General features: G+C 64.8%; 24 protein-coding genes and 1 tRNA gene. 13 read left to right on the forward strand and 12 right to left on the reverse strand.

Annotation, left to right across the window (positions count from 1 at the left end):
• Positions 1-14 precede the first annotated feature (14 nt).
• The 3 genes from M4578_RS23015 (at position 15) to M4578_RS23025 (ending at position 1,412) form a co-directional block, all read left to right on the forward strand.
• Complete coding sequence (locus M4578_RS23015) at positions 15-362, forward strand: CidA/LrgA family protein (RefSeq protein ID WP_258095486.1); 348 nt, start codon at positions 15-17, stop codon at positions 360-362.
• The gene (locus M4578_RS23020) at positions 355-1,071 is read left to right on the forward strand and encodes an LrgB family protein (protein ID WP_258095487.1); all 717 of its coding nucleotides are present in this window, start codon (positions 355-357) and stop codon (positions 1,069-1,071) included. The genes M4578_RS23015 and M4578_RS23020 overlap by 8 nt, the downstream gene beginning before the upstream one ends.
• A 146-nt stretch (positions 1,072-1,217) precedes the next feature.
• Positions 1,218-1,412, forward strand: coding sequence for a hypothetical protein (locus M4578_RS23025; protein ID WP_258095488.1), 195 nt, complete (start codon positions 1,218-1,220; stop codon positions 1,410-1,412).
• A gap of 84 nt (positions 1,413-1,496) precedes the next feature.
• On the opposite strand, the gene ilvC is transcribed toward M4578_RS23025, so the two are convergent.
• The gene (gene ilvC / locus M4578_RS23030; RefSeq protein ID WP_258095489.1) at positions 1,497-2,519 is read right to left on the reverse strand and encodes a ketol-acid reductoisomerase; all 1,023 of its coding nucleotides are present in this window, start codon (positions 2,517-2,519) and stop codon (positions 1,497-1,499) included.
• A gap of 144 nt (positions 2,520-2,663) precedes the next feature.
• On the opposite strand from ilvC, the gene M4578_RS23035 reads away from it, so the two are divergent.
• From M4578_RS23035 to M4578_RS23045, 3 genes are all read left to right on the forward strand, one after another.
• Entirely contained in the window at positions 2,664-3,119 is a 456-nt protein-coding gene (locus M4578_RS23035; RefSeq protein ID WP_258095490.1) for an Lrp/AsnC family transcriptional regulator, read from the forward strand.
• Between the two features lie 11 nt (positions 3,120-3,130).
• Complete coding sequence (locus M4578_RS23040) at positions 3,131-3,583, forward strand: Lrp/AsnC family transcriptional regulator (protein WP_258095508.1); 453 nt, start codon at positions 3,131-3,133, stop codon at positions 3,581-3,583.
• A gap of 78 nt (positions 3,584-3,661) precedes the next feature.
• Positions 3,662-4,786: an aminotransferase class V-fold PLP-dependent enzyme gene (locus tag M4578_RS23045; protein WP_258095509.1), complete on the forward strand. Its 1,125-nt coding sequence runs from the start codon at positions 3,662-3,664 to the stop codon at positions 4,784-4,786.
• 131 nt (positions 4,787-4,917) lie between these two features.
• Here the strand turns inward: M4578_RS23045 and M4578_RS23050 are convergent, their stop codons facing one another.
• The 3 genes from M4578_RS23050 to M4578_RS23060 form a co-directional block, all read right to left on the reverse strand.
• Positions 4,918-6,111 carry a UbiH/UbiF family hydroxylase gene (locus tag M4578_RS23050; protein WP_258095491.1) on the reverse strand — a complete coding sequence of 398 codons (1,194 nt, stop codon included), beginning with the start codon at positions 6,109-6,111 and terminating at the stop codon, positions 4,918-4,920.
• A gap of 55 nt (positions 6,112-6,166) precedes the next feature.
• Positions 6,167-6,379, reverse strand: coding sequence for a hypothetical protein (locus M4578_RS23055; RefSeq protein WP_258095492.1), 213 nt, complete (start codon positions 6,377-6,379; stop codon positions 6,167-6,169).
• 124 nt (positions 6,380-6,503) lie between these two features.
• Entirely contained in the window at positions 6,504-7,148 is a 645-nt protein-coding gene (locus M4578_RS23060) for a pyrimidine 5'-nucleotidase (protein ID WP_258095493.1), read from the reverse strand.
• 99 nt (positions 7,149-7,247) lie between these two features.
• Here M4578_RS23060 and M4578_RS23065 point away from each other — a divergent pair, with 99 nt between their 5' ends.
• Positions 7,248-7,892, forward strand: coding sequence for a GntR family transcriptional regulator (locus M4578_RS23065; RefSeq protein ID WP_258095494.1), 645 nt, complete (start codon positions 7,248-7,250; stop codon positions 7,890-7,892).
• Positions 7,893-7,896: 4 nt separating this feature from the next.
• Here M4578_RS23065 and M4578_RS23070 read toward each other — a convergent pair whose 3' ends face one another.
• A complete protein-coding gene (locus M4578_RS23070; RefSeq protein WP_258095495.1) occupies positions 7,897-9,786 on the reverse strand; it encodes a glycosyltransferase family 2 protein in 1,890 nt (629 codons plus the stop codon).
• Positions 9,787-9,890: 104 nt separating this feature from the next.
• Complete coding sequence (gene carA / locus M4578_RS23075) at positions 9,891-11,030, reverse strand: glutamine-hydrolyzing carbamoyl-phosphate synthase small subunit (protein ID WP_258095496.1); 1,140 nt, start codon at positions 11,028-11,030, stop codon at positions 9,891-9,893.
• Positions 11,031-11,225: 195 nt separating this feature from the next.
• Between carA and M4578_RS23080 the strand changes: the two genes are divergently transcribed.
• A complete protein-coding gene (locus tag M4578_RS23080) occupies positions 11,226-11,693 on the forward strand; it encodes a GatB/YqeY domain-containing protein (protein WP_258095497.1) in 468 nt (155 codons plus the stop codon).
• Between the two features lie 58 nt (positions 11,694-11,751).
• Here the strand turns inward: M4578_RS23080 and M4578_RS23085 are convergent, their stop codons facing one another.
• The 4 genes from M4578_RS23085 to ctaD form a co-directional block, all read right to left on the reverse strand.
• Positions 11,752-12,648 (reverse strand): hypothetical protein, encoded by an 897-nt coding sequence (locus M4578_RS23085; protein ID WP_258095498.1) that lies wholly within the window; start codon positions 12,646-12,648, stop codon positions 11,752-11,754.
• Positions 12,649-12,671: 23 nt separating this feature from the next.
• A complete protein-coding gene (locus M4578_RS23090; protein ID WP_258095499.1) occupies positions 12,672-13,169 on the reverse strand; it encodes a DUF2244 domain-containing protein in 498 nt (165 codons plus the stop codon).
• Between the two features lie 62 nt (positions 13,170-13,231).
• Entirely contained in the window at positions 13,232-13,981 is a 750-nt protein-coding gene (locus M4578_RS23095; protein WP_258095500.1) for a metallophosphoesterase family protein, read from the reverse strand.
• 310 nt (positions 13,982-14,291) lie between these two features.
• A complete protein-coding gene (gene ctaD / locus M4578_RS23100; protein WP_258095501.1) occupies positions 14,292-15,965 on the reverse strand; it encodes a cytochrome c oxidase subunit I in 1,674 nt (557 codons plus the stop codon).
• 348 nt (positions 15,966-16,313) lie between these two features.
• Between ctaD and M4578_RS23105 the strand changes: the two genes are divergently transcribed.
• Together M4578_RS23105 and M4578_RS23110 are read left to right on the forward strand one after the other, a co-directional pair.
• Positions 16,314-16,508: a hypothetical protein gene (locus tag M4578_RS23105; protein WP_258095502.1), complete on the forward strand. Its 195-nt coding sequence runs from the start codon at positions 16,314-16,316 to the stop codon at positions 16,506-16,508.
• 155 nt (positions 16,509-16,663) lie between these two features.
• Positions 16,664-17,125 (forward strand): GNAT family N-acetyltransferase, encoded by a 462-nt coding sequence (locus M4578_RS23110; protein WP_258095503.1) that lies wholly within the window; start codon positions 16,664-16,666, stop codon positions 17,123-17,125.
• Between the two features lie 25 nt (positions 17,126-17,150).
• Here the strand turns inward: M4578_RS23110 and lipB are convergent, their stop codons facing one another.
• A complete protein-coding gene (gene lipB / locus M4578_RS23115; protein ID WP_258095504.1) occupies positions 17,151-17,801 on the reverse strand; it encodes a lipoyl(octanoyl) transferase LipB in 651 nt (216 codons plus the stop codon).
• Between the two features lie 203 nt (positions 17,802-18,004).
• Between lipB and M4578_RS23120 the strand changes: the two genes are divergently transcribed.
• The 3 genes from M4578_RS23120 to M4578_RS23130 all read left to right on the forward strand — a co-directional run bounded on the left by M4578_RS23120 (position 18,005) and on the right by M4578_RS23130 (position 21,120).
• A complete protein-coding gene (locus tag M4578_RS23120) occupies positions 18,005-19,702 on the forward strand; it encodes a peptidoglycan-binding domain-containing protein (RefSeq protein ID WP_258095505.1) in 1,698 nt (565 codons plus the stop codon).
• 156 nt (positions 19,703-19,858) lie between these two features.
• Positions 19,859-19,945: transfer RNA gene (locus tag M4578_RS23125), tRNA-Leu, on the forward strand.
• Positions 19,946-20,001: 56 nt separating this feature from the next.
• The gene (locus M4578_RS23130) at positions 20,002-21,120 is read left to right on the forward strand and encodes a tyrosine-type recombinase/integrase (protein ID WP_258095506.1); all 1,119 of its coding nucleotides are present in this window, start codon (positions 20,002-20,004) and stop codon (positions 21,118-21,120) included.
• A gap of 330 nt (positions 21,121-21,450) precedes the next feature.
• Here the strand turns inward: M4578_RS23130 and M4578_RS23135 are convergent.
• Positions 21,451-22,122, reverse strand: a 672-nt coding sequence (locus M4578_RS23135) for a hypothetical protein (RefSeq protein WP_258095507.1), incomplete at its 5' end; no start/stop codon positions are given.

Below are 22,122 nucleotides of genomic sequence, written 5' to 3' on the forward strand. Positions count from 1 at the left end.
CAAAGGGGGCGTCTATGCTCGGCTATCTCACCCTGATCTTTCTTTGCCAGCTTCTGGGCGAGCTTGTCGTCGGCGCCCTGGCCTGGCCGGTGCCCGGTCCGGTGCTGGGCATGGTGCTGCTCTTCGTCTTTCTCGCCCTGCGGGGGGCAGTGCCCGAGGGGCTGTCGCAAAGCGCGGGCGGGCTTCAGAAAGCCATGTCGCTGCTCTTTGTGCCGGCGGGCACCGGTGTGATGCTGCATTTCCGCCTTCTGGGCGAGGCGCTGCTGCCGCTGGGGCTGGGACTCTTGATCAGCACGGTGGCGACCATCGCGGTGACCGGACTGGTCATGAGCTGGCTGAGCCGGGAGCGGGCGGATGGATAACCTACAGGAAACCTGGGTCTATCTCAGCGCCTCGCCGCTGTTCCATCTCACGCTGACGCTGGTGGCCTTCCAGGCGTCTTCGTGGCTTTTCGAGAAGGGCGGGCGCAATCCACTGCTGAACCCGGTGCTGGGGGCGGTGATCCTTGTGGTGGTCGTGCTGCTGGCCACCAAGACCGATTACGCCACCTATTTCGAGGGCGCGCAATTCGTGCATTTCCTGCTGGGCCCGGCGACCGTTTCGCTGGCAGTGCCGCTTTACCGGCAGTGGCGGCTGGTGCGCCGCTCGGCGCTGGCGATCACCGTCAGCCTGCTCTGCGGTTCGCTGACCGCGATCCTGACGGCGGTGGGGATCGCGCGGGTGGCGGGCGGAAGCGTGGAGGTGCTGGCCTCCATCGCGCCGAAATCGGTCACCGCGCCGGTGGCCATGGCGATTGCCGAGGAGTTGGGTGGCGTGCCCTCGCTGACCGCCGTTCTGGTGATCGTGACGGGCATTCTGGGGGCGATGATCGGCCCGATGGTGCTGACGCTTGTCGGGGTGACGGACTGGCGCGCGCGCGGGCTGGCCATCGGCACGGCGAGCCATGGCATCGGCACCGCGCGGGCATTGCAGGTGAACGAGACCGCGGGCGCCTTCGCCGGGCTGGCCATGGGGCTGAACGCACTGGCGACGGCATTGCTGCTGCCGCTCCTCTGGGGACTCCTGTTCTGAGCGACCGGGCGCGGGCGCACAGGATTTCATCACATCCGCCAATCGCGACGCGGATTTTGCTGCGGTGCAGCAAAATGGGCTGAAACCCTGCGGGATCCGGGGCAGGCTGGTGCGCGGGAGGACGGTTTGACGAAAGGAGGCTTCCGATGTGCCTGACTTCACAAGCGCTGTTTTTTTTCCTGTCGCTGCTGCCGCAGGAGCGCGTGGATGTGTCGCCCGACCGGATCACCGTGCGCGCCGAGCTGCGTGACGCGATCTGGCTGGCCAAGGGCGAGGAATGGTGCACCACGGCACCGCAGATCGACGCGGCGATCCGGCTGAAGCAGGGCGAGGCGCTGTAATCCGCCTCGCGCGGATCAAAACGTGGCATGAAAAAGCCCGCGCCGGGGCGGCGCGGGCTCGGGTCTGACGGAGAAGACTCCGGATCAGTTCTTGGATTTATCGACCATCTTGCCGGCCGAGATCCACGGCATCATACCGCGCAGCTTTTCGCCGGTGGCTTCGATCAGATGCTCGTCATTGGCACGGCGCGACGCCTTGATGGTGGGCTGGCCCACGGCGTTTTCCAGCATGAAGTCGCGGACGAACTTGCCCTGCTGGATGTCGGTCAGAACGGCTTTCATCGCGGCTTTGGTCTGCTCGTAGGGCAGGATGCGCGGGCCGGTGACATACTGGCCGTATTCGGCGGTGTTGGAGATCGAGTAATCCATGTTGGCGATGCCGCCTTCATAGATCAGATCGACGATCAGCTTCACCTCGTGCAGACATTCGAAATAGGCCATCTCGGGGGCATAGCCCGCCTCGACCAGCGTTTCGAAGCCGCAGCGGATCAGCTCGACCAGACCGCCGCAGAGCACGGCCTGTTCGCCGAAGAGGTCGGTTTCGCATTCCTCGCGGAAATTGGTCTCGATGATGCCCGAGCGGCCGCCGCCGATGGCCGAGCAATAGCTGAGGCCCAGCTCCAGCGCCTTGCCGGTGGCGTCGTTGTTCACGGCCACCAGGCAGGGCACGCCGCCGCCTTTGGTGTATTCGCCGCGCACGGTGTGGCCGGGGCCCTTGGGCGCCATCATGATGACATCGACGCCGGGCTTCGGCTCGATCAGGCCGAAATGCACGTTCAGGCCGTGGGCGAAGGCGATGGCGGCGCCTTCCTTCAGGTTGTCGTGCACGTATTTCTTGTAGGTCTCGGCCTGAAGCTCGTCGGGCATGGTGAACATGATCAGGTCGCACCAGGCGGCGGCTTCGGCGATGCCCATGACCTGGAGACCCTCGGCTTCGGCCTTCTTGGCCGAGGCGGAGCCTTCGCGCAGAGCGACGACCAGGTTCTTGGCGCCGCTGTCGCGCAGGTTCAGCGCGTGGGCGTGGCCCTGCGAGCCGTAGCCCAGGATCGCCACTTTCTTGTCCTTGATGAGGTTGATGTCGCAATCGCGATCGTAATAGACGCGCATCTTTCTCGTCCTTCCTTGGGAGTGTTTTGCTGTTGTTATGGGGCGCACCCTAGCCCCGGCACGGCGAGAGTGGTTGCGTTTTGCGTGCGTATTTGGAAAAGAGAAGAAAGATCATTCGTTCTATGCTATAAATGCGGTGAAATCATGCTTGACGATACGGACAGGCGCATTCTCCGGCAATATCAGGCGACACCCGAGGCGCCCTCGGCGGAACTGGCGGCGCGCGCGGGGGTGACGCCTTCGACGCTGGCGCGGCGGCTGGCGGCCATGCGCGGGAGCGGGGTGCTGAAAGGCGTGCGCGGGGTGATCCACTGGCCGGCGCTGGGCTATGAGGTGGAGGTCAGCCTGCGGGTGACGCTGGACAAGACCGCGCCGCGCGCCTTCGACGAGTTCATCGCAGCGGCGCGGGAGGTGCCGGAGGTGATCGAGATCCAGACCTTTCTGGGCTCCATCGACGTGCGGCTGGCGGTGATCGCGCGGGATCTGGCGCATTACCAAAGCCTTTATCGCGAAAGGCTGCTGACCCTGCCGCATATCGCCGATGTGGAGGCGCTGATGCATGTGGCGCTGGTGAAATCCGACGAGACGGTGCCGCTGTGACCGGGGCGGGAATGGTGCTGGACGAGACCGACCTGGCGCTGATCCGGGCGCTGGGGGAGGATGCGCAGGCCAGCGCGGGCGCTTTGGGGCGGCGGTTCGGCCTGTCGCAGCCGGCCTGCTGGCGGCGCATCCAGCGGCTGCGGTCGGCGGGGGTGTTCCGGGGCGCGCGGCTGGATCTGGATCTCGAGCGGCTGGGATTCGGGGTGACGGTGTTCTTGGGCATCAAGCTGGCCACCAAGGGACGCGTCAGCCTGGAGGATTTCGAGCGCGCGGTGAGCGCCATTCCAGAGGTGCAGATCGTCGAGCATGTGCTGGGCGCCTTCGACTACCGGTTGCGCGTCGCCGCGCGCGACCTGCCGGATTTCGAGCGGGTGCTGCGTCGGCGGATCATGACGCTGCCCGGGGTCGGCAATGTCGAGGCGAACGTGATGTTGAGCGAGGAGCGCCGGCCGGGCCCGTTGTGACCGGGCGCGACCATTGGGGGCTTTGCGTGTCGGGCCACGACAGGGTAGCGATAGGACCGGACAAAGATGGAGAGTGCCATGCCGCTGCGCGACGATGTCGACCCCAACGGGCTTGAGGAATTTTCGGTCGTCTTCACCGACCGGTCGCTGAACCACATGTCGGCCGCCTTTCAGCAGGTGATGCGCGACATCTCGGGGATGCTGCGCGAGGTCTATGGCGCCGATGCGGTGGCGCTGGTGCCGGGCGGCGGCACGTTCGGCATGGAGGCGGTGGCGCGGCAGTTCGGCCAGGGCGCCAAGGCGCTGGTGGTGCGCAATGGCTGGTTCTCGTTCCGCTGGTCGCAGATCTTCGAGGCCGGCGGGTTCGGCGGCGAGGTCACGGTGATGAAGGCACGCCAGACCGGCAACGAGCCCACCGCGCCCTTTGCGCCTGCCCCCATCGAGGAGGTGGTCGAGACGATCCGCCGCGAGGCGCCGCAGATCGTCTTTGCGCCGCATGTGGAAACCAGCGCCGGGGTGATCCTGCCCGACGCCTATATCGCGGCGATGGCGGCGGCGGCGCATGAGGTGGGCGCGCTGATGGTGCTCGATTGCATCGCCTCGGGCTGCGTCTGGGTGGATATGAAGGACACCGGCGTCGATGTGCTGATTTCGGCGCCGCAGAAGGGTTGGTCGGCGACGCCCTGCGCGGGGTTGGTGATGCTGTCGGACCGGGCGATGGCGCGGATGGAGGAGACGGTGTCGAACTCCTTCGCGATGGATCTGAAGAAATGGCAGCAGATCATGGCGGCCTACGAGGCGGGGGGGCATGCCTATCACGCCACGATGCCGACCGACGGGCTGCGCATGTTCCGAGACGCCATGGTCGAGACGCAGGAGATGGGCTTTGACGCGGCCAAGGCGGCGCAATGGGAGCTGGGCGAGAAGGTGCGCGCGCTGCTGGCGGCGCGCGGCATCTCCTCGGTGGCGGCGCAAGGCTTCGGCGCGCCGGGGGTGGTGGTGAGCTATACCGCCGATCCCGAGTTGCAGTCGGGCCGGGCCTTTGCGGCGAAAGGCACGCAGATCGCCGCCGGGGTGCCGCTGCAATGCGACGAGCCCGCCGGGTTCTCGACCTTCCGGCTGGGGCTGTTCGGGCTCGACAAGCTGAAGGACGTGGACGGCACCGTGGCACGGCTGGAGGCGGTGCTCGATCAGGTGATGTGAGGGGCCCAGGAAGGTGGGCAGATTGCCCACCCTACCATGTGCCCCGCCGTAGGGTGGGCAATCTGCCCACCTGTCACGTCGTCCCAACGGGGCCGGCGAGGCCGCGGATCACCTCCGGCGCGGGGGGCGCCTTAGCCGCGCGCGCCCAAACCGAGTTGCATCAGCGTCTTGCGCACCGGCTTGATGCCGTAGAGTGCATCCAGCGCCTTGGCGCGTGCATCGCGCAGCGGCGGGGCGGACAGCATCGATGTCTTGTTGAGCAGTGTGATCCCTGCCACCCGGGCGCGTATGTCGAGGATGCGCTTGCGGTGATAGCTCTCCAGCATCGCCCGGTCCCCGAGCCGCTCGGGCGCGGCCACCGCCAGCTCGTGCAGCGCCCGCATATCGTTGAGCGACATGTTCAGCCCTTGCGCGCCGATCGGCGGCACCACATGCGCGGCCTCGGCCACCAGCGCCAGCCGCTCGCCATAGAGCGTTTCCGCGTGCTGCGCGATGATCGGCCAGATCGTGCGGCGCGAGGCCAGCGTCAGCGGGCCGAAGAGATGGCAGGAGCGCTCGGACATCGCCGCCTCGAACGCGGGCACATCGAGCGCCAGAAGCTCTTGTGCTTTTGGCCCTTCTTCCATCCACACCACCGCCGAAGAGGGGAGCCCCTGATAGTCCGGCAGCGGCACCAGCGTGAACGGGCCGCCGGTGCGGTGGATCTCGGTCGAGACATTGCCATGCGGCACCGGGTGGGTGACGGCGAAGGCCAGTGCCTTTTGGCCGAAGCGGGTGGTCTTGACCCCGATCCCCGCCGCCTGTCGCATCGGCGAGTTGCGCCCGTCCGCTGCGATCACCAGCCGCACCTGCACCGGGCCGCCCTCGGTGAGCCCGACCTTGGCATAGGCCTCGCGGGTGAAGAGCGTGGTGGTGGCGGTGCCGGGGCGGAAATCGACCCCGGGCATCGCGTGCAGATGTGCCGCAAGCTCTCGGCGCAGCAGCCAGTTGGGCAGGTTCCAGCCAAAGGGCTTTTCGGAGATGTCGGTGGCGTCGAAATCGCGGGTCACGCGCGGTTCGGGCCGGTCGCCGCCCGCATCCACGATGCGCATCACCTGGAGCGGCATCGCATGATCCGCCAGCCGCGCCCAGAGCCCGGCCTCATCGAGAAACTGCTGCGCCGGTTGCAGGAAGGCGGTGCTGCGCAGATCGGCACCATCGGCGTCGCGTTCTGTCACCGGCGGGGCCGGATCGACGCAGAGCACCGAGAACCCGGCGGATCCAAAAGCGGCGGCCGCGGTCAAACCCGCGATGCCGCCGCCCGAGATGAGAATGTCGTAATCCATGACCGCTCTCCTTTGCCCCCTTTCTAGGCGAGCTGCGAGCGGGATGCCATGCGGCTTACTTGCCGATGGTGATCAGGATGATCGCCGCGTAGCAGACCGGCACACAGGCCAGCGCACACATCGCCAGGCCGACCGGACCCCAGGTCACGGTCGCGGCGATCACCACGGCGAGGAAGACGGCCAGACCGGCAAAGATCTTTGCCTCGATGCTCATCCCGCCCGAGCGTTCGGTGGCAAGGTCGGTCGTAGTCGCTTCATTCATGCTCATATTCATATCTCCTTATTGGATGAGGCCGGGATAGGATTTTTTCGGTATGCCTCACAGGGAAATAATGTCGCACGAGCCGGGTATCATTTGGGCAGATTGCCGCATGTGCGAAATGCGGCGGGTCTCAGCCGAGCTTGCCGAGAAATTGGGCGAGGTCGTCGGTGTGATGCTCGATATGTGCGCCCTTGCCACGCTCCGGGGCCACATGCACGGTGCGCATCCCCATGGCGTGGGGCGCCGCGAGGTTGCGGGGATCGTCCTCGAACATCGCCGCCGTTTTCGGGTCGGTGCCGTCGCGCGCAAAGACCGCGCGAAACGCGCCTGCCTCGGGTTTCGGACGATAGCCCGCGTGTTCCACGCCGTAGATCGCATCGAAGGCGGCATCGAGTCCACGCGCCTTCAGCACCTGCGCCGCATAGGGCGCGCTGCCATTGGTATAGACGATCTTGCGCCCCGGCAGCCCGGCGATCAGCTCGGCCAGATGCGGATCGGGGACCAGCGCGTCGAAAGAGATGTCGTGCACCTCTTCGAGATAGGCGTCGGGGTCGATCCTGTGTTCGGCCATGAGCCCGGCCAGCGTGGTGCCATGGGCGTGCCAGTAGTGTTTGCGCAGCCGGTCGGCCTCGCCATGATCGACGCCGAGGCTGCGCATGACAAAATCGGTCATCCGGCGTTCGATCTGGTCGAAGAGCCGGGCGGCGGGCGGGTACAGCGTGTTGTCGAGATCGAACACCCAGTGCCGCACATGCGAGAAATGATCTTTTACCATGGCGCGACCCTAGGCTTGCGCGCGACTTGCGGCAATGGGCGCATTGATCCGGCGTGCGTGCTGGCGCTATCGTGGTTCGGATCGAGCGAGGAGAAACGCATGAACCAGATCCGGACGCCCAACAAGGATGCCTATACGCTGATCCTGGAGGCGATCGATTCCGGGGTTTACCGCCCCGGCGACCGGCTGGTGGAAAGCGAGCTGGCCGAGCGTTTCGGCGTGTCGCGCACGCCGATCCGCGAGGCGTTGCAGCGGCTCGAGACGCAATCGCTGCTGACCCGCGACGGGCGCTCGCTGATCGTGGCCTCGCTGGATCACAACCAGATGGCCGAGCTTTACGTGGTGCGCACCGAGCTGGAGGGGCTGGCGGCGCGGCTGGCCGCGCGGCATGCCACCGAGGAAGAGATCCAGGTGCTGCGCGACATGGTGAGCGAGGACCGGGCGCTTCTGAACGATCCCTCGGCGCTGGCGCGGGCGAACCGGCGGTTTCACAAGATGATCCATCTCGCCTCGCACAACCGGTTTCTGGTGCAGCAGCTCGATCTGGTGCACCGCTCCATGGCGCTGATGGCCACCACCTCGCTGGCGGCGCAGGGCCGGGGCGAGATCGCGCTCGCCGAACACAAGGCGATTGTCGATGCCATCGCCCGGCGCGACGAGGATGCCGCCTACAAGGCGCTGCGCGATCATATCTCGGTGGCCTTCGTGACCCGGCTGAAGCTTGACAGCCGCAAGGTGGACTGAGCTCTCAGGGCGGCTCGTCGGCGGGAATTTCGGCGCCGGCATGGTCGGGGGCCGATTTGCCATGTGCGGTCTTGTCCCAGAAGAACGGGCGGAAGATCATCTCCCACGCCGCCTTGTAGGCGGCGACCGTGCCGAGCGGGAAATAGAGAAACAACGTTGGCACCCAGGGCAGCAGCCCGCCATGCGGGCTGCGCGAGACCGCGGCGACACCGATCAGCAGCGAGACCGCCTCGGCGCCGAGGAACCCCCAGAACAGCACCCGGGTCTGCGTGTCGCCGAGATAGGCGAAGACCGGCGGCTCCCATCCCGCCAGCGCCAGCCAGAAGGCCCATAGCGTCGGGGCGAGCAGGAATTGCAGGATCGCGGTCAGGAAGATGAGCTGGACGCCGAGAAATTTCCACGCCCCCAGATCGCGCCAGAGCCGGGCGGGCGACCGCATGTGCACGGCCCAGGTGATCATGTAGCCCTTGAGCCAGCGCGAGCGCTGACGGATCCAGGGCCAGAATCGGTTATTGGCCTCTTCGCGGGTGACGATGGGCAGAAGCTCGGTCACATAGCCGTGGCGGGCGAGGCGGATGCCGAGATCGGCGTCTTCGGTGACGTTATGCGCGTCCCAGCCGCCGACTTTTTCCAGCGCGTCGCGGCGGAAGAAGACGGTGGTGCCGCCCAGCGGAACCGCAAAGCCGAGCCGGGCGAGGCCGGGCAGCAGGATGCGGAACCATGTGGCGTATTCGATGGTGAAACAGCGCGACAGCCAATTGGCCTTGGGGTTGTAGAAATCCAGGATGCCCTGGAGGCAGGCAACCTCGGGCGGGGCGCGTCCGAAATGGCCGGCGACGCGCAGAAGCTGGTCGGAGGCGGGGGAATCCTCGGCGTCGTAGATGCCGACGATCTCGCCGCGGGCAAAGCGCAGCGCGTAGTTCAGCGCGCGCGGCTTGGTGGTGACCGGACCGTCGGGCACCTCGACCACGCGCATCCAGGGCGGCAGCGAAACGCCGGACAGCGCGGCGCGGGTGGTGGCATCGCGCGCTTCGAGGATCAGCAGCACCTCGAGACAGGCGCGCGGATATTCGAGCCGCGCCAGCCGCCGCAGCAGATCGCGCGCGATGCTTTCCTCGCGGAAGAGCGGCACCAGGATCGACATCGCGGGGATGTATCCGGGCGCCCCGGTGGCGGGGCGCGGGGGGCGGCGGCCCGCCAGGAAGGCCGCGATCTTCATCGCCTGGGCAAAGCACAGGGTCAGCACCGCGGCACCGGCGGCGAGGGAAAAGAACAGCCCCGGGCGGACCAGCAGCAGGCTCAGGCAGGCGGCGGCGAACCCGATCCCGAGCACCGCGCGGAGCGGCGTCAGCGTGTTCATGTCACGGCAGCTTTCCTCTGCCGGAACCTGGGTTTCCGCACGCCGCGCCATGGCGTCGCCATGGCGGGCGGCGATTTCCGCCTGGATCTCGGATTCCAGCGCCAGCGCCATGGCGACCTTGCCGCAGCTTTCCGGCAGGGCGAGCGTGGCGGTCTCGAAGCTCTCGGGGCGGGAGGTGGCCAACACCAGCGTGTCGCCGAGCCATCGCCAGGGCAGAACCGCGTGCCGCAGGCAGGTTTCCGGGGGGATGAGGCCGGCAAGATCCGGATCGGGCGGGTGCTGATCGCGGTGCAGCCGCATCGCGCCGTAATGCAGCGCCTGCGCTTCCAGCACCGCGTCGGGGCTGGCGAGATCTTCGGAAATCAGCACCTGGGGCAGCGGGGCGCCGCTGCGGCGGCTTTCGGTCAGCGCCTGAACCGCCGCGCTGGGACGCAGCGTTCCGTTCTCCATCAGGATCGACCCGATGGGCCGCCCGCGTGCGCAACCGGCCTGATCGCTCCGCGAGCTGCGGAACACGGGGCTTGGTCTGCTCATCATCGCCTCCTGTCCTCCCGATGGCAGACAGATCACGGCAAGAGAGTAAACAGGCGGTTAATTATCAGGTGGTTGCAGAGAATTCTTCGCGGATTCAGGCGGATTCACATGGAGTTCATGAATCGTTCGAATAGGTAAAAGCTGTCCTGCGGTCCGGGGCTGGCCTCGGGGTGGTGCTGAACCGAGAACACCGGGCGGTCGGCCATGCGGATGCCGCAGTTCGACCCGTCGAACAGCGAGACATGGGTCTCGATCACGCCGGTGGGCAGCGATTGTCCATCGACGGCGAAGCCATGGTTCATCGAGGTGATTTCCACCTTGCCGGTCTCGATCTCCTTGACCGGATGGTTGGCGCCATGGTGGCCGTGGTTCATCTTGACGGTCCGGCCGCCAAGCGCCAGCGCCAGCATCTGGTGGCCGAGGCAGATGCCGAAGATCGGCAGTTCGGTCTCGTCGAGGATGCCCTTGATCATCGGCACCGCATAGGTGCCGGTGGCGGCCGGGTCGCCCGGGCCGTTCGACAGGAAGACGCCGTCGGGATCATGCGCCAGCACTTCGTCCTTGGTGGCCGTGGCGGGCAGCACGGTCACGTCGCAGCCCACCGAGGCGAGGCAGCGCAGGATGTTGCGCTTGGCGCCGTAATCCACGGCGACGACCTTCTTCTTCGGCGCGGTCTGACGGACATAGCCCTCGGGCCAGGCCCAGCGCATCTCGTCCCAGCGGTAGCTTTGCGCGCAGGTCACGTCCTTGGCGAGATCGAGCCCGGTGAGCCCGGAGAAGGCGCGGGCGGCGGCCACCAGCTTTTCGACGTCGAAGACCCCCTCGGGGTCATGCGCCAGCGCCACATGCGGTGCGCCCGATTGCCGGATCGCCCGGGTCAGCCGCCGCGTGTCGATGCCGCCGACCGCGATGCGCCCGCGCGCCGCCAGCCAGTCGGAGAGCCGCTGCGCCGCACGCCAGTTGCTGGGCTCGGTGGGCATCCATTTCACCACCATGCCCGCGGCCACCGGATCGGCGGTCTCGTCATCTTCGGGGTTCACGCCGACATTGCCCACATGCGGGAAGGTGAAGGTCACGATCTGGCCCGCGTAGGACGGGTCGGTCATGATCTCCTGATAGCCCGACATGGCAGTGTTGAAGCAGAGCTCGGCCTCGGTCTGGCCGGTGGCGCCGAAGCCCTGGCCATAGAACAGCGTGCCATCGGCAAGGGCGAGGCAGGCGGTGGGCTTGGGGTTCGGGGACATGGGCGCGACTCCTCTGGCAGCGGGCGGGCGGCAAATTGCGCCATAGGTAAAGTTTGGGCGGGGCAGGGTCAAGGCTTTGTCTGAAATGAGAAGTTCAATGAAAGCAATGGGTTGACGTCTCGTCGCGCAGAGTTGCACCGAGGCGGGGCATTCGCTAGGGTAGGCTTTCGGAAACGCGTTGGGGATAGTGTTTCAATGGATTTGCGCGAACGCATCACGTCTGCGACCAAACAGGCGATGAAGGACAAGGCGGCGGACCGGCTGTCGACACTGCGGCTGATCAATGCCGCTTTCAAGGATCGCGACATCGCGGCCCGGGCCGAAGGCAACGAGGCCGGTGTCGGGGAAGCCGATCTGCTGGCGATTCTGGGGAAGATGGTCAAGCAGCGCCGCGAGAGCGCCCGCACCTATGAGGAAGGCGGGCGGCTGGACCTGGCCGAGCGCGAGCTGGCCGAGGTCGAGGTGATCGAGGAGTTCCTGCCCAAGCCTCTGAGCGATGGGGAGATTTCCTCTGCGCTGGATGCCGCTGTGGCCGAGGTGGGGGCCAGCTCGATCCGCGATATGGGCCGGGTGATGGGCGTGCTCAAGGCGCGCTACCAGGGCCGCATGGATTTCGGGGCGGTCGGGCCGATGGTTAAGGATCGGCTCTCTTCCGGCGGTTGAGCGGGGCAAGGTCCTTCGAAGGACCTTGCAAATCTCTTCGAAGAGATTTGGCGGCGGCTCAGGGGGCGGGGAATTCTCCGGCGGCCTGCGCCCAGTCCAGCGGATCGGCCGGGTAGCGCTGCACGAAGCGGGTCTTGAAGCCCACGCGCCCGCGCCGCGCCCCGAAATTCTCGCCGTGATTCAGCACATAGAGCACGGAAGGCTGTTGCAAGGGGGCCAGCCTGCGCCCGGCCAATCGCGCGAGATAGGGGAACATGCGGTGCTCGTGGCCGGTCATGGCGCGCAGGAAGGCGGCGCTTTGCGGCAGCGCGGGATCGTGGAACACCGCCGCGCAGGAGCCGCAGAGCTTCCAGAAGGGTTTGCGCAGCGGGTTGGCGAGGCTGCGGGGGCCGGCGAGGGCTACGTCGCGCGTGGCGTGATCCATGACATAGCCGCGTTCGGCCAGATAGCCCGTGTCCTGCCGCTCGAGCATTTCGGCGACCGTGCCCTCGCGCAGCAGATCGTCGGCATCGAAGCTCATGACATAGGCCGGGCCGGTGTCCATTCCGGCCAGATGATCGCAGAGCGCCGCCAGCTTGCGCCATTTGTCGTTGCCCGGCATCGGATCGGTGAAGGGCAGCCAGTGCAGCCGGGAATCGTCGGGCAGGGGCGGTCGCTCCTGACAGCAGATCACCGCCTGCCAGGCGCCCTCCTGGCGGCGAAAGCTCTCCAGCGTGCCCGCCAGCCGCTGCGTGACCGCCTGCCAGTCGCCTACGTGCTGGGGGCCGACCAGCGGCACCAGAAAGATCACCTGCTCCGCCGGCGCGCGCTTGCGCCCGCGCGCGGCGCGGCGGAGCGCCAGCGCCGCGCGTTCCGAGGGCGCGGGCGAGAGGCGTCCGGCTAGGGACGGGCTGAGCGTCGCTGCCGCCATAAGGGCCGCACGTTTGAACTTCGGCGTCGCGGGGGCCTGAGCCATGGACGATTCCTTCGACGGTGGCGTCAGGCGCGCGTGATCATGCGCATCCTGTCGGAAAGCTCGGCATAGAGCGCCTTGCGCTCGTCTTCGCTCAGAAACGCGCCGATCTCAACCTCCCGCCCGCCGCCTTGCAGCGTGACATAGAAGGGGACTGGCCCGCCGCGCTCGTGCAGGGCGAGCTTGACCCAATAGGTGTTGCTTTCCCAGTCCTGCGCCGGCCCGCGCGGGTTGTGGCGGATCAGATGCATCCGTTCCGGCCCGAGGGTCAGGACTTCGAGGATGCGGCGGTCACGGCTGTTGCGCATGATCGCGAACCAGATCCCCGCCACCGCCGCCAGCATGAAGGGCAGAAGCCCCCAGAGCAGGGTGGTGCCGATCAGCCCGAAGAAGGGGATGAGCGCCAGCAGGAAGAAGCTGAGGATGAAGAGCGAGAAGCCATGCGCCGACAGCGATTGATGGGGCCAGAGATGCAGCTCGGCCCGGTTCGTCTCGGTGTTCGGTTTTTCCCAACGATACGGCATGACAGCGCGAATTTATCATCTGGCGCGGCGGGGTCTAAGGTAAAGATGCCGCGGGTTTGCATTTATCCGCCAAGCCAGCCCGTGGCGAGCGCCGTTGCCCAATCTTCGCGCCCCCGGGCGCGGGCCAGCGCGACCATATGGGTGCTGTCATAGGGCACATGCCGGTGCGTGACCTGCCAGGTCGTGCCGGCGCGGGTCAGGACCGCATAGCAGGCGTCCGGGGTGCCGGTCTGGACCACATGCGGCACGGGATGGAGATCGTCATAGGCCGGGCAGCCCACGCTGCCCGGGTTGACGATGAGCTGTGCCCCGAGCCGCACAATGCGCGGCAGATGGGTGTGGGCGCAGAGGATCAGGGTCTGCGTGACGCCTCCCAGCCTGGCGGAAACGGTGGCGCGCGGGGCGGACAGCACCTGGCCCTGCGTGTTCACGTCCTCAAGCCAGTAGATCTGGTCGTCGCCGGGCGTGGCGTGGCAGAGGAAGGCCTCTCCCAGCTCCAGCACCATGGGCAGGCCGCGCAGCCAGCCGAGCGCCTCGGGCGGCAGATCGTCAAAGGCGGTGCGGTCGGAGGGCATCATCTCGTCCCGGCGCTGTTCGATCAGGTGGCGGTCGTGATTGCCGCGCACGGTGGGGAAGGCACGGCTGCGCAGGAGGTCCCAGGTCTCCGCCGCTGCAAGCGGGCCGCTGAACACGTCGCCGAGATGCAGCACGGTGCCGATCTCCTGCGCATCGATGTCGCGCAGGACGGCGCGCAGGGCGTCGGCGTTGCCATGGATGTCGGCGATGACGGCGAAACGGTCGGGCAGGCTCATGCCGCAATAGCAGCCTGTTTTGGGACGGCGCGCAAGAGGTGGGATGTCCCGTCTGTGGCGGGCGTAATGGTGCGTATTTGGAGAAAGATGAAGGGAGGGGGGGTGAGCGGCGCTGGAGGAGGCGCCCTCTCTGAAGGGAGAGGGAGAGGGAGAGGGAGAGGGAGAGGGAGAGGGAGAGGGAGAGGGAGAGGGCGCGCTTGTGCCGGGCGGTGCGGTACCGGGTTGGCAAAGCGAGACGGATCATTCGGCCCATGCAAAAAGGCCCCGGAAACGAACCGGGGCCTTTTTTCGGTGTTTTGCTGTGCAGCGCTTAGTGGGCGTGCTGCTTGTCCCAGTCCTCACGCTTGGGGAGCTGTTCGAAGGTGTGCTCCGGCGGTGGCGAGGGCAGGGTCCATTCCAGCGTGTCCGCATACTCGTTCCAGGGGTTCTTCTCGGTGCAGGGAGCGCCTTTGCGGACCGTGTAGATCACGATGCCGAAGAACAGCAGGAAGGAGGAGAAGGACAGCAGGGCGCCCCAGCTCGACACGAAGTTCCAGGTGGCGAAGGCCTCCGGATAGTCGATGTAGCGGCGCGGCATGCCCTGACGGCCCAGGAAGTGCTGCGGGAAGAAGGTCAGGTTCACGCCGATGAAGAACATCCAGAAGTGAAGCTTGCCGAGCATCTCCGGGTACATCTTGCCGGTCATCTTGGGCAGGTAAAAGTAGATCCCCGCGAAGATGGTGAAGGCCGCCCCCATGGACATGGTGTAGTGGAAATGCGCCACGACATAATAGGTGTCGTGATAGGCGCGGTCCACACCCGCTTGGCTCAGCACGATGCCGGTCACGCCGCCGATGGTGAAGAGGATCAGGAAGCCGAGCGCGAAGAGCATCGGCGTCTTGAACTCGATCGAGCCGCCCCACATCGTCGCGATCCAGGAGAAGATCTTCACCCCCGTCGGAACCGCGATGACCATGGTCGCCAGCATGAAATAGCTCTGCTGGGTCAGCGACATGCCCACGGTGTACATGTGGTGCGCCCAGACGACGAAGCCGAGCGCGCCGATGGCGATCAGCGCCCAGACCATCGGCAGGTAGCCGAAGACCGGCTTGCGCGAGAAGGTGGCGATGACGTGGCTGGCAATGCCGAAGCCCGGCAGGATCACGATATACACTTCCGGGTGGCCGAAGAACCACAGGATGTGCTGGTAGAGGATCGGATCGCCGCCGCCGGCCGGGTCGAAGAAGGTCGTCCCGAAGTTCCGGTCGGTGAGCAGCATGGTGATCGCGCCCGCCAGAACCGGCAGCGACAGCAGGATCAGCCAGGACGTGACGAAGATCGACCAGGCGAAGAGCGGCACCTTGAAGAGCGTCATGCCCGGTGCACGCATGTTCAGGAAGGTGGTGATCATATTGATCGCGCCCAGGATCGACGAGGCGCCCGAGACGTGCACCGCAAAGATCGCGAGGTCGGTGGACATGCCCGCTTCGGTGGTCGAGAGCGGCGGGTAGAGCACCCAGCCGATGCCGGACCCGAGCTGGCCGTTGCCGCCCGGCGCGAAGACCGAACAGACCGCCAGCGTGGTGCCGGCGAAATAGAGCCAGAACGAGAGGTTGTTCATCCGCGGGAAGGCCATGTCCGGCGCACCGATCTGCAACGGCATGAAGTAGTTGCCGAAGCCGCCGAAGAGCGCGGGAATCACCACGAAGAACATCATCAGGATCCCGTGGCCGGTGATCATGACGTTCCAGAGATGGCCGTTGGGGGTACATTCCGCGGTCGAGGTCGGAATCAGCCGCGCCCCTTCCATGCACATGTACTGCACGCCGGGCTCCATGAGCTCCAGACGCATGTAAACGGTAAAGCACACCGAAATGAGGCCCACGATCGCCGAGGTGATCAGGTAGAGAATCCCGATATCCTTGTGATTCGTGGACATGAACCAGCGGGTAAAGAACCCCCGGTTGTCCTCGTGTTCGTGGCCATGAATGGCGGCGTCTGCCATTATCTGCCTCCTGTTGGTCTCGTCCCATGGCGGTCTCAAAGATGAGCGGACCACCCCTCTTTCCAATTGTCCTTTTAGAATGTTGCCGGGGGCGCGTCCATATAGCCGTTTGATCTGGATCAAACTTTATTGTCGCACCTTCTTGTCGCCGCCCGGGCGGGTTCATATGGCCCGGGGGCGGCATGCGTGCGTCCGATGCGGCCTTTCGAGGCCGGGGCCGGGGCCGCAACGGAGGAATTCCCGACCCGGCGCAGGCCCCCGCGTAGGGTTTTCCGGACCTGCGCCGTAACAGAGGACAGGCTAGCCTTTGTTCAGACGCCAATCACCCGAGCCGGAGGGATCCCCGCCATGGCCTATGTCGATCAAAGCTCTTGCGAACCGCTGTCGCGCCGCATCGCCCGGCTGTTCGAGACGCCCTTCGCCCGCCGCCAGCGCGCGCTGGCCGCCCGGGCAGCAGAGCTGCGCGCCTGTTCGGACGCGGAGCTGGCCCGGATGGGCCTGCGCCGCGACCAGATCCTGGCGCATGTTTTCGGGGCCCGCTGACCGGGCGTCCGCATTTCGAACAAACGCTTTATCCTGTCCCAAGTGAAAGCGTTTGAACCTGCGCGGTATCGTTCCCAGCCGGCGCGGGTTACACTGACCGGAGCGGCCTTCTCCCCTAACCCCGCCGCTCCGGTCAGCTTTTTTCAGGAGACATCATGGGCGGAGCCCGCACCACCGTCACCGATGCCGTTCCGGCGGACCTGCCGGAGATCGACGCGCTGGTTGCGGCGGCCTATGGTCCTTATGTGCCGCGGATCGGGGCGCTGCCCGGGCCGATGCGCGACGACTACGCCGCGCATCTGGCGGCGGGACACCTGCGGGTGCTGCGCGAGGAGGGACGCATCGCGGGCGTGCTGGTGCTGATCCCCGAAGCGGAGCATCTGCTGCTCGACAACGTGGCCGTGGCGCCCTGGGCGCAGGGCAGGGGCCATGGGCGCTACCTGCTCGACCTGGCCGAAGATCATGCGCGGCGGCAGGGCTATGACACCCTCCGGCTCTATACCCATGTGACCATGGTCGAGAACATTGCGATCTATCTCGGACGCGGATATCGCGAAACCCACCGGGCCGAGATGCGCGGGCTGCACCGGGTCTATATGGAAAAGCGCCTGAGCTGAGCGCCGCGTCGCGATCGGGGCAGGATCACGCGCCGAAGCGCTCGGCGAAGCTGCGTTTCAGCGCCACGTCCACATCGGTCATCGTGACGGGCAGGCCCAGATCGACCAGGCTGGTGACCCCGTAATCGGTGATACCGCAGGGCACGATGCCGCTGAAATGCTCGAGATCCGGTTCCACGTTGATCGAGAGCCCGTGAAAGCTCACCCATTTGCGCAGGCGGATGCCGATGGCGGCGATCTTGTCCTCGGCCATGCGCCCGTCTGGCAGGCGCGGCTTGTCGGGCCGTTCGACCCAGACCCCCACGCGGCCGTCGCGGATATGGCCGGTGACGTTGAACTCGGCCAGCGCGGCGATCACCCAGGCCTCGAGATCCTGCACGAAACGCCGGATGTCGCGGCCGCGCCGGTTGAGGTCGAGCATCACATAAGCCACCCGCTGGCCCGGGCCGTGATAGGTGTATTGCCCGCCGCGCTTGCTCTCGAAGACGGGAAAGCGGTCGGGGTCGCGCAGATCTTCGCGCCGGGCCGATGTGCCGGCGGTGTAGAGCGGCGGATGCTCGAGCAGCCAGATCGCTTCCTCGGCCTCGCCGCGCGCAATCTTGCCGGCGCGGTCCTCCATGAAGGAGACCGCCTCCTGATAGCCGGTCAGGCCGTCGCTTGTGATCCACTCGGTCATGATCTGCGGGCTAGGCAGAGACGTGGGGCGCGTCAAGGCCCGGATCGCGGTCGGGTATCCCTGTATTGTCGCGCATTCGCGTCAGCGAAAGGTTGACAGAATCGTGAAGAGCGCGGACGATTTTTGGCGATGATGTGTCGCGGGACAGGGCAGGCAGCGCCCGAGACCGACGCAGATCGTAGCTTTTTTGAGGAGAATTCCCTGTGAAACGCCGTTTTGTAGCCTGTTTGCTGACAGCCAGTGTCGCGCTTACCCCGATCCCCGCGCTTGCCGACAACGCCTTTGTCGGAGGTCTCGTCGGGGGGATCATCGGCAGTGCCATCGCCAATCAGCCGCAGAAGAAGGTCTACCGCGCGCCGGCCAAGAAGACCTATAGCAAGACCAGCTCGGTCAATTCCGCGCAGCGCCAGCAGAATCGCGATACCCAGACCGCGCTCAACTATTTCGGCTTCGACGCCGGGTCGGTCGATGGCGTGATGGGCAGCCGCAGCCGGTCGGCGATTTCCGCCTATCAGGCGCATATGGGATATTCTCCCACCGGCCAGATCACGCAATATGAACGCGATTTCCTCATCGGATCCTATCACCGCGCCCAGGCAGGCGGCCCGACCACCTCGCAGATGATCGTCTCGAACCCGCTGGGCGTGAAGGGGCTGCTGATCGCCTATCGCGACGAGCAGATGAACGGCGGCGGCAACAGCGCCACGGCCTCCATCGGCGGGCATTACGGCCTGCCCAGCATCGTGGCGGCGGCGGTGAACGAAATCGCCAAGAGCTCCGACCCGACCGCCGAGCAGCTCGTGCAGCGCCATGGCTTCATCCAGCTCGCGGACATCAATGGCGACGGGCGCACGGATTACATCATCGACACGTCGGTGACGGGCTCGGCCTTCTGGTGCAGCGCACAGAGCTGCGCCGTGCGCGTCTTTGCCTCGACCCCCGAGGGCTATGAGCGCAACGACTTCCAGGCCTTCAACGTGACGCCGGCGATGTTCACCTGTCAGCGCGGCACCTGCGCCAAGACCGGCGGAGAGGGCACGATGATGGCGGCGGCTCCGGCGATGCCGGTGCCGCAGGCGCTGCCGCAGCCGCAAACGCAGATGGCGGGCATGGTGGCGACCCCGGTGCCCTCCGCGCAGCCGGTCGTCCCGTCCACCGCGCCGGTGACCGCGCCCGCAAGCCCGGCGCTGCCCAACTTCTTCGGCGCCGCGCCGGTGGAGGCGTCGCTGGAATCCCATTGCAACAAGATCAGCCTGATGACCTCGACCAATGGCGGTTACATCACGGCGGACACGCTGACCGATCCGGGGCTGGCGCTGGGCGAACAGCTCTGCCTGACCCGCACCTATGCGATCGCCCGCGGCGAGGAGCTGATGGCGCAGGTCGCGGGCGCAACGCCGCAGCAGATCGCCGCGCAATGCGCGAGCTTCGGCGAGTTGCTGAAGGAGAATGTTGCCGCGGTTTCGCTACAGCCGCGCGACGAGGTGCTTCAGGGGGTCGGTCAGTTCATGCTCTCCACCGGCATGTCGCCGGTTCAGCTCGAGAAGACGGCGCAGATCTGCCTGTCATCGGGTTACAAGACCGACGATCTCGATACGGCGATGGGGGCGGCGCTGATGCTGGTTTCGCTGGGCAAGGCACCCTATGCGGAACTGCTTGGGCACCATCTCAGCCAGGGCTTCGGCGCCAGCCAGCGCCGCGATCTGGCGATCTCCTGGTACAGCCAGGCGCTCGATGCGCTCGACGCCGGCGCCGTGCCGGTCTTCGGCCCGGGTCAGCCCGAGCGTGCGGGTCTTGTGCGCAAGGCGTCGCTGATGCTTGGCGGCAATGCCGGCGCGGCGGCACCGGAGGCCACGGTGACCAAGGCGGCGAGCCTGCCGGTTTTCACCATCGAGAACTGAGCTTTTTCCGTCGAAACGACGACCGGCGGGTGCCCATGGCACCCGCCTTTTTGCTGCCTGGCCGTGTGGCGTGTGAAAATACGGCCGAGATGCGATTTCCCTCTTTCCTTCTGCGCGCAGCTTTTGTAGAGAGCGCGACACCAAGCCAATGACAGTGCGGTCGTGGCGGAATTGGTAGACGCGCAGCGTTGAGGTCGCTGTGGGGTAACTCCCGTGGAAGTTCGAGTCTTCTCGACCGCACCAGTTTTCTTAGGAAAACCCTTTTGTATCCGAGCGTTAAGTGATGCTTGGAGATGCAAATGGCACACAAACTGCAACACACAGTGCAGCGTGGAAGTTCCTACTACTACAATCGACGTGTCCCGGATCGGGTGGCTGATGCCTTCGGCCTGAAGGTGGTCCGCTATAACCTTGGCAGGGACCTTGAGCGGGTGGCGATTCTCAGTTCTGGCCTGACTGCCAAACTAGATGAAGTGTGGTCGGCTGAGCGTGTGATGCCTTTGGATGTGGGTAGGCTGGTTCAGTCCCTAGAGCCCAGCGCCTTGGACTTGCTTTCCTGCACTGACCAGTATCTTTCGGGCAAGAGCATTGATGAGAAGCCCGTCAGGCTCGCTGTAGGGGCCTTTATAGAGGTGGCAGGCAATCGGGATGTGCAGACCTACCAAAGGACAGAGGCAAGGCTGCTAGTGGCCTCTCTGCTGGCAAGAGGGAACAAGACAGCAACTGTCAGGCGTCGTGTGCAGTCCCTTCATGCTGTCCTTGAGTTCGGTTTCCTTGAGCAGGACCTAGACAAGAGGAATCCCTTTGCCCGTTTGGCCATCAGTGGCGAGAACAAGGACGCCAAGAAAAGGGGGGTATTCACTGAGGATCAACTACAGGACCTCTACAAGGCTTGTCTGACGACCAACAAGGATACCCGCCTGATCCTGCCCATACTGGGAGAGACAGGGGCTAGGCTGGCTGAGATTGTCGGTATGCGCTGGGCGGATATTTCCCTAGCTGATGGGGTGGCTAGGATCGTCCCCCATGACCTGAGACGGCTCAAGACCAAAGGCTCGGAAAGGGTGGTCCCTCTGGTTGGTGCAGGTTTGCAGGCCATGAAGCGGCTCCATGATGCCCGTCAGGATGAAGAGTTCATCTTTCCAAGATGGGTGAAGCCCTCAGGAGTGGTGGCGACACACGCAAGCAACACGCTCAACAAGTACATCCGAAGCCTTTACGGCGATCTTACCTGTCACTGTTTCCGGCACACTCTCAGGGACCGGCTCAGGAATGCTGGCTGTGCGCCTGAGCTTGTAGATCAGATAGGGGGGTGGACTTCCAATCTTGGGGTTGGTGCAGGTTATGGGCATGGCTACAATCTAGAACGCCAGAGGGAGGCGCTAGGGCGGGTAGTAATTGACTGGAAAGGTGCCTGAGCGGCTCTGTGAGGGTCTTGTGAGGGGCGCGGCTGTTCGCTTGACCCCTCCCTGTGGAATGCTGAATGCTGCTCAACGGCGCTATTTTAGGGCTGGGGAGGGGTTCACGAGAGGGAGTATATTTCAGCCCCCTCTCATTTTTTTGTTTGAAGTCTGGAGTCGGATATGACAGCCTAGGCTACAGTTGTTTTGGGGCGGTAATAGGTGTCAGCCCCTGCGAGTTGTGGGATTGCTCCGATTTGGGGGTAGGGGGAGTTTTCCTTCCCTATACAACTACAACAACTACTACAGAGATAAACTCAAGTTAATGTAATCCTTCTTAATATATATTCATTCTATTAGGTCTATATCCTCTAAAAGGTCTTCATCCTCGACACCCCAATCATACTTTGAAAACTTGAATCTTGGGCTGGTAGAGGTCTTGGGTGGTGTTGGATTCTCAAGAACTTCTTGAATGATGTTATTATCTTCATTGTAGTATGACACATCGAGGTGGATATATTCTCCAAAGCTCTCGATCATCTTCTCCCTGAGGGTGGTAACAGCAATGTCTTGGTCTTTCTTCTTGCAGATGATTGAATCATGAACCGGGTAGGCTGGGATGCCTTTCAGGGCCAAGCTCTCTAGTGTTGCAACTATCAACTCGGATTCAATGTACATCCAATTAATACCACGAGAGTGTACGCCTCTAAGGAAAGGCAGGGCATCGAATATGTCGTTCATGTAGTCTGAAAGCTTGTCTGTTCGCTTCAGGCTGTGCTTTTTTCTGATGCCCTTGGGAAATCTGGATAGCCCGCTCTTGCTGCAAATATGGGCCGAAACCAAGTCTTTTGCTAGTTTTCTCAACTCCTTGTTTGATTGGATGAAACGGATAGTGCTGTACGGGTCCGGTCCAAGATCATATCCATAATCTAGGGAAGGTCTGAAAAACCTCGCGCTCTGAGGGGTTTGGTATAGACTTTGCGGGACGAAGAAGGAAGCCCCATCATGCCCAAGCAGCCC

Origin of the sequence: Salipiger pentaromativorans (assembly GCF_024721115.1) — a bacterium.
Classification (GTDB): domain Bacteria; phylum Pseudomonadota; class Alphaproteobacteria; order Rhodobacterales; family Rhodobacteraceae; genus Salipiger; species Salipiger pentaromativorans.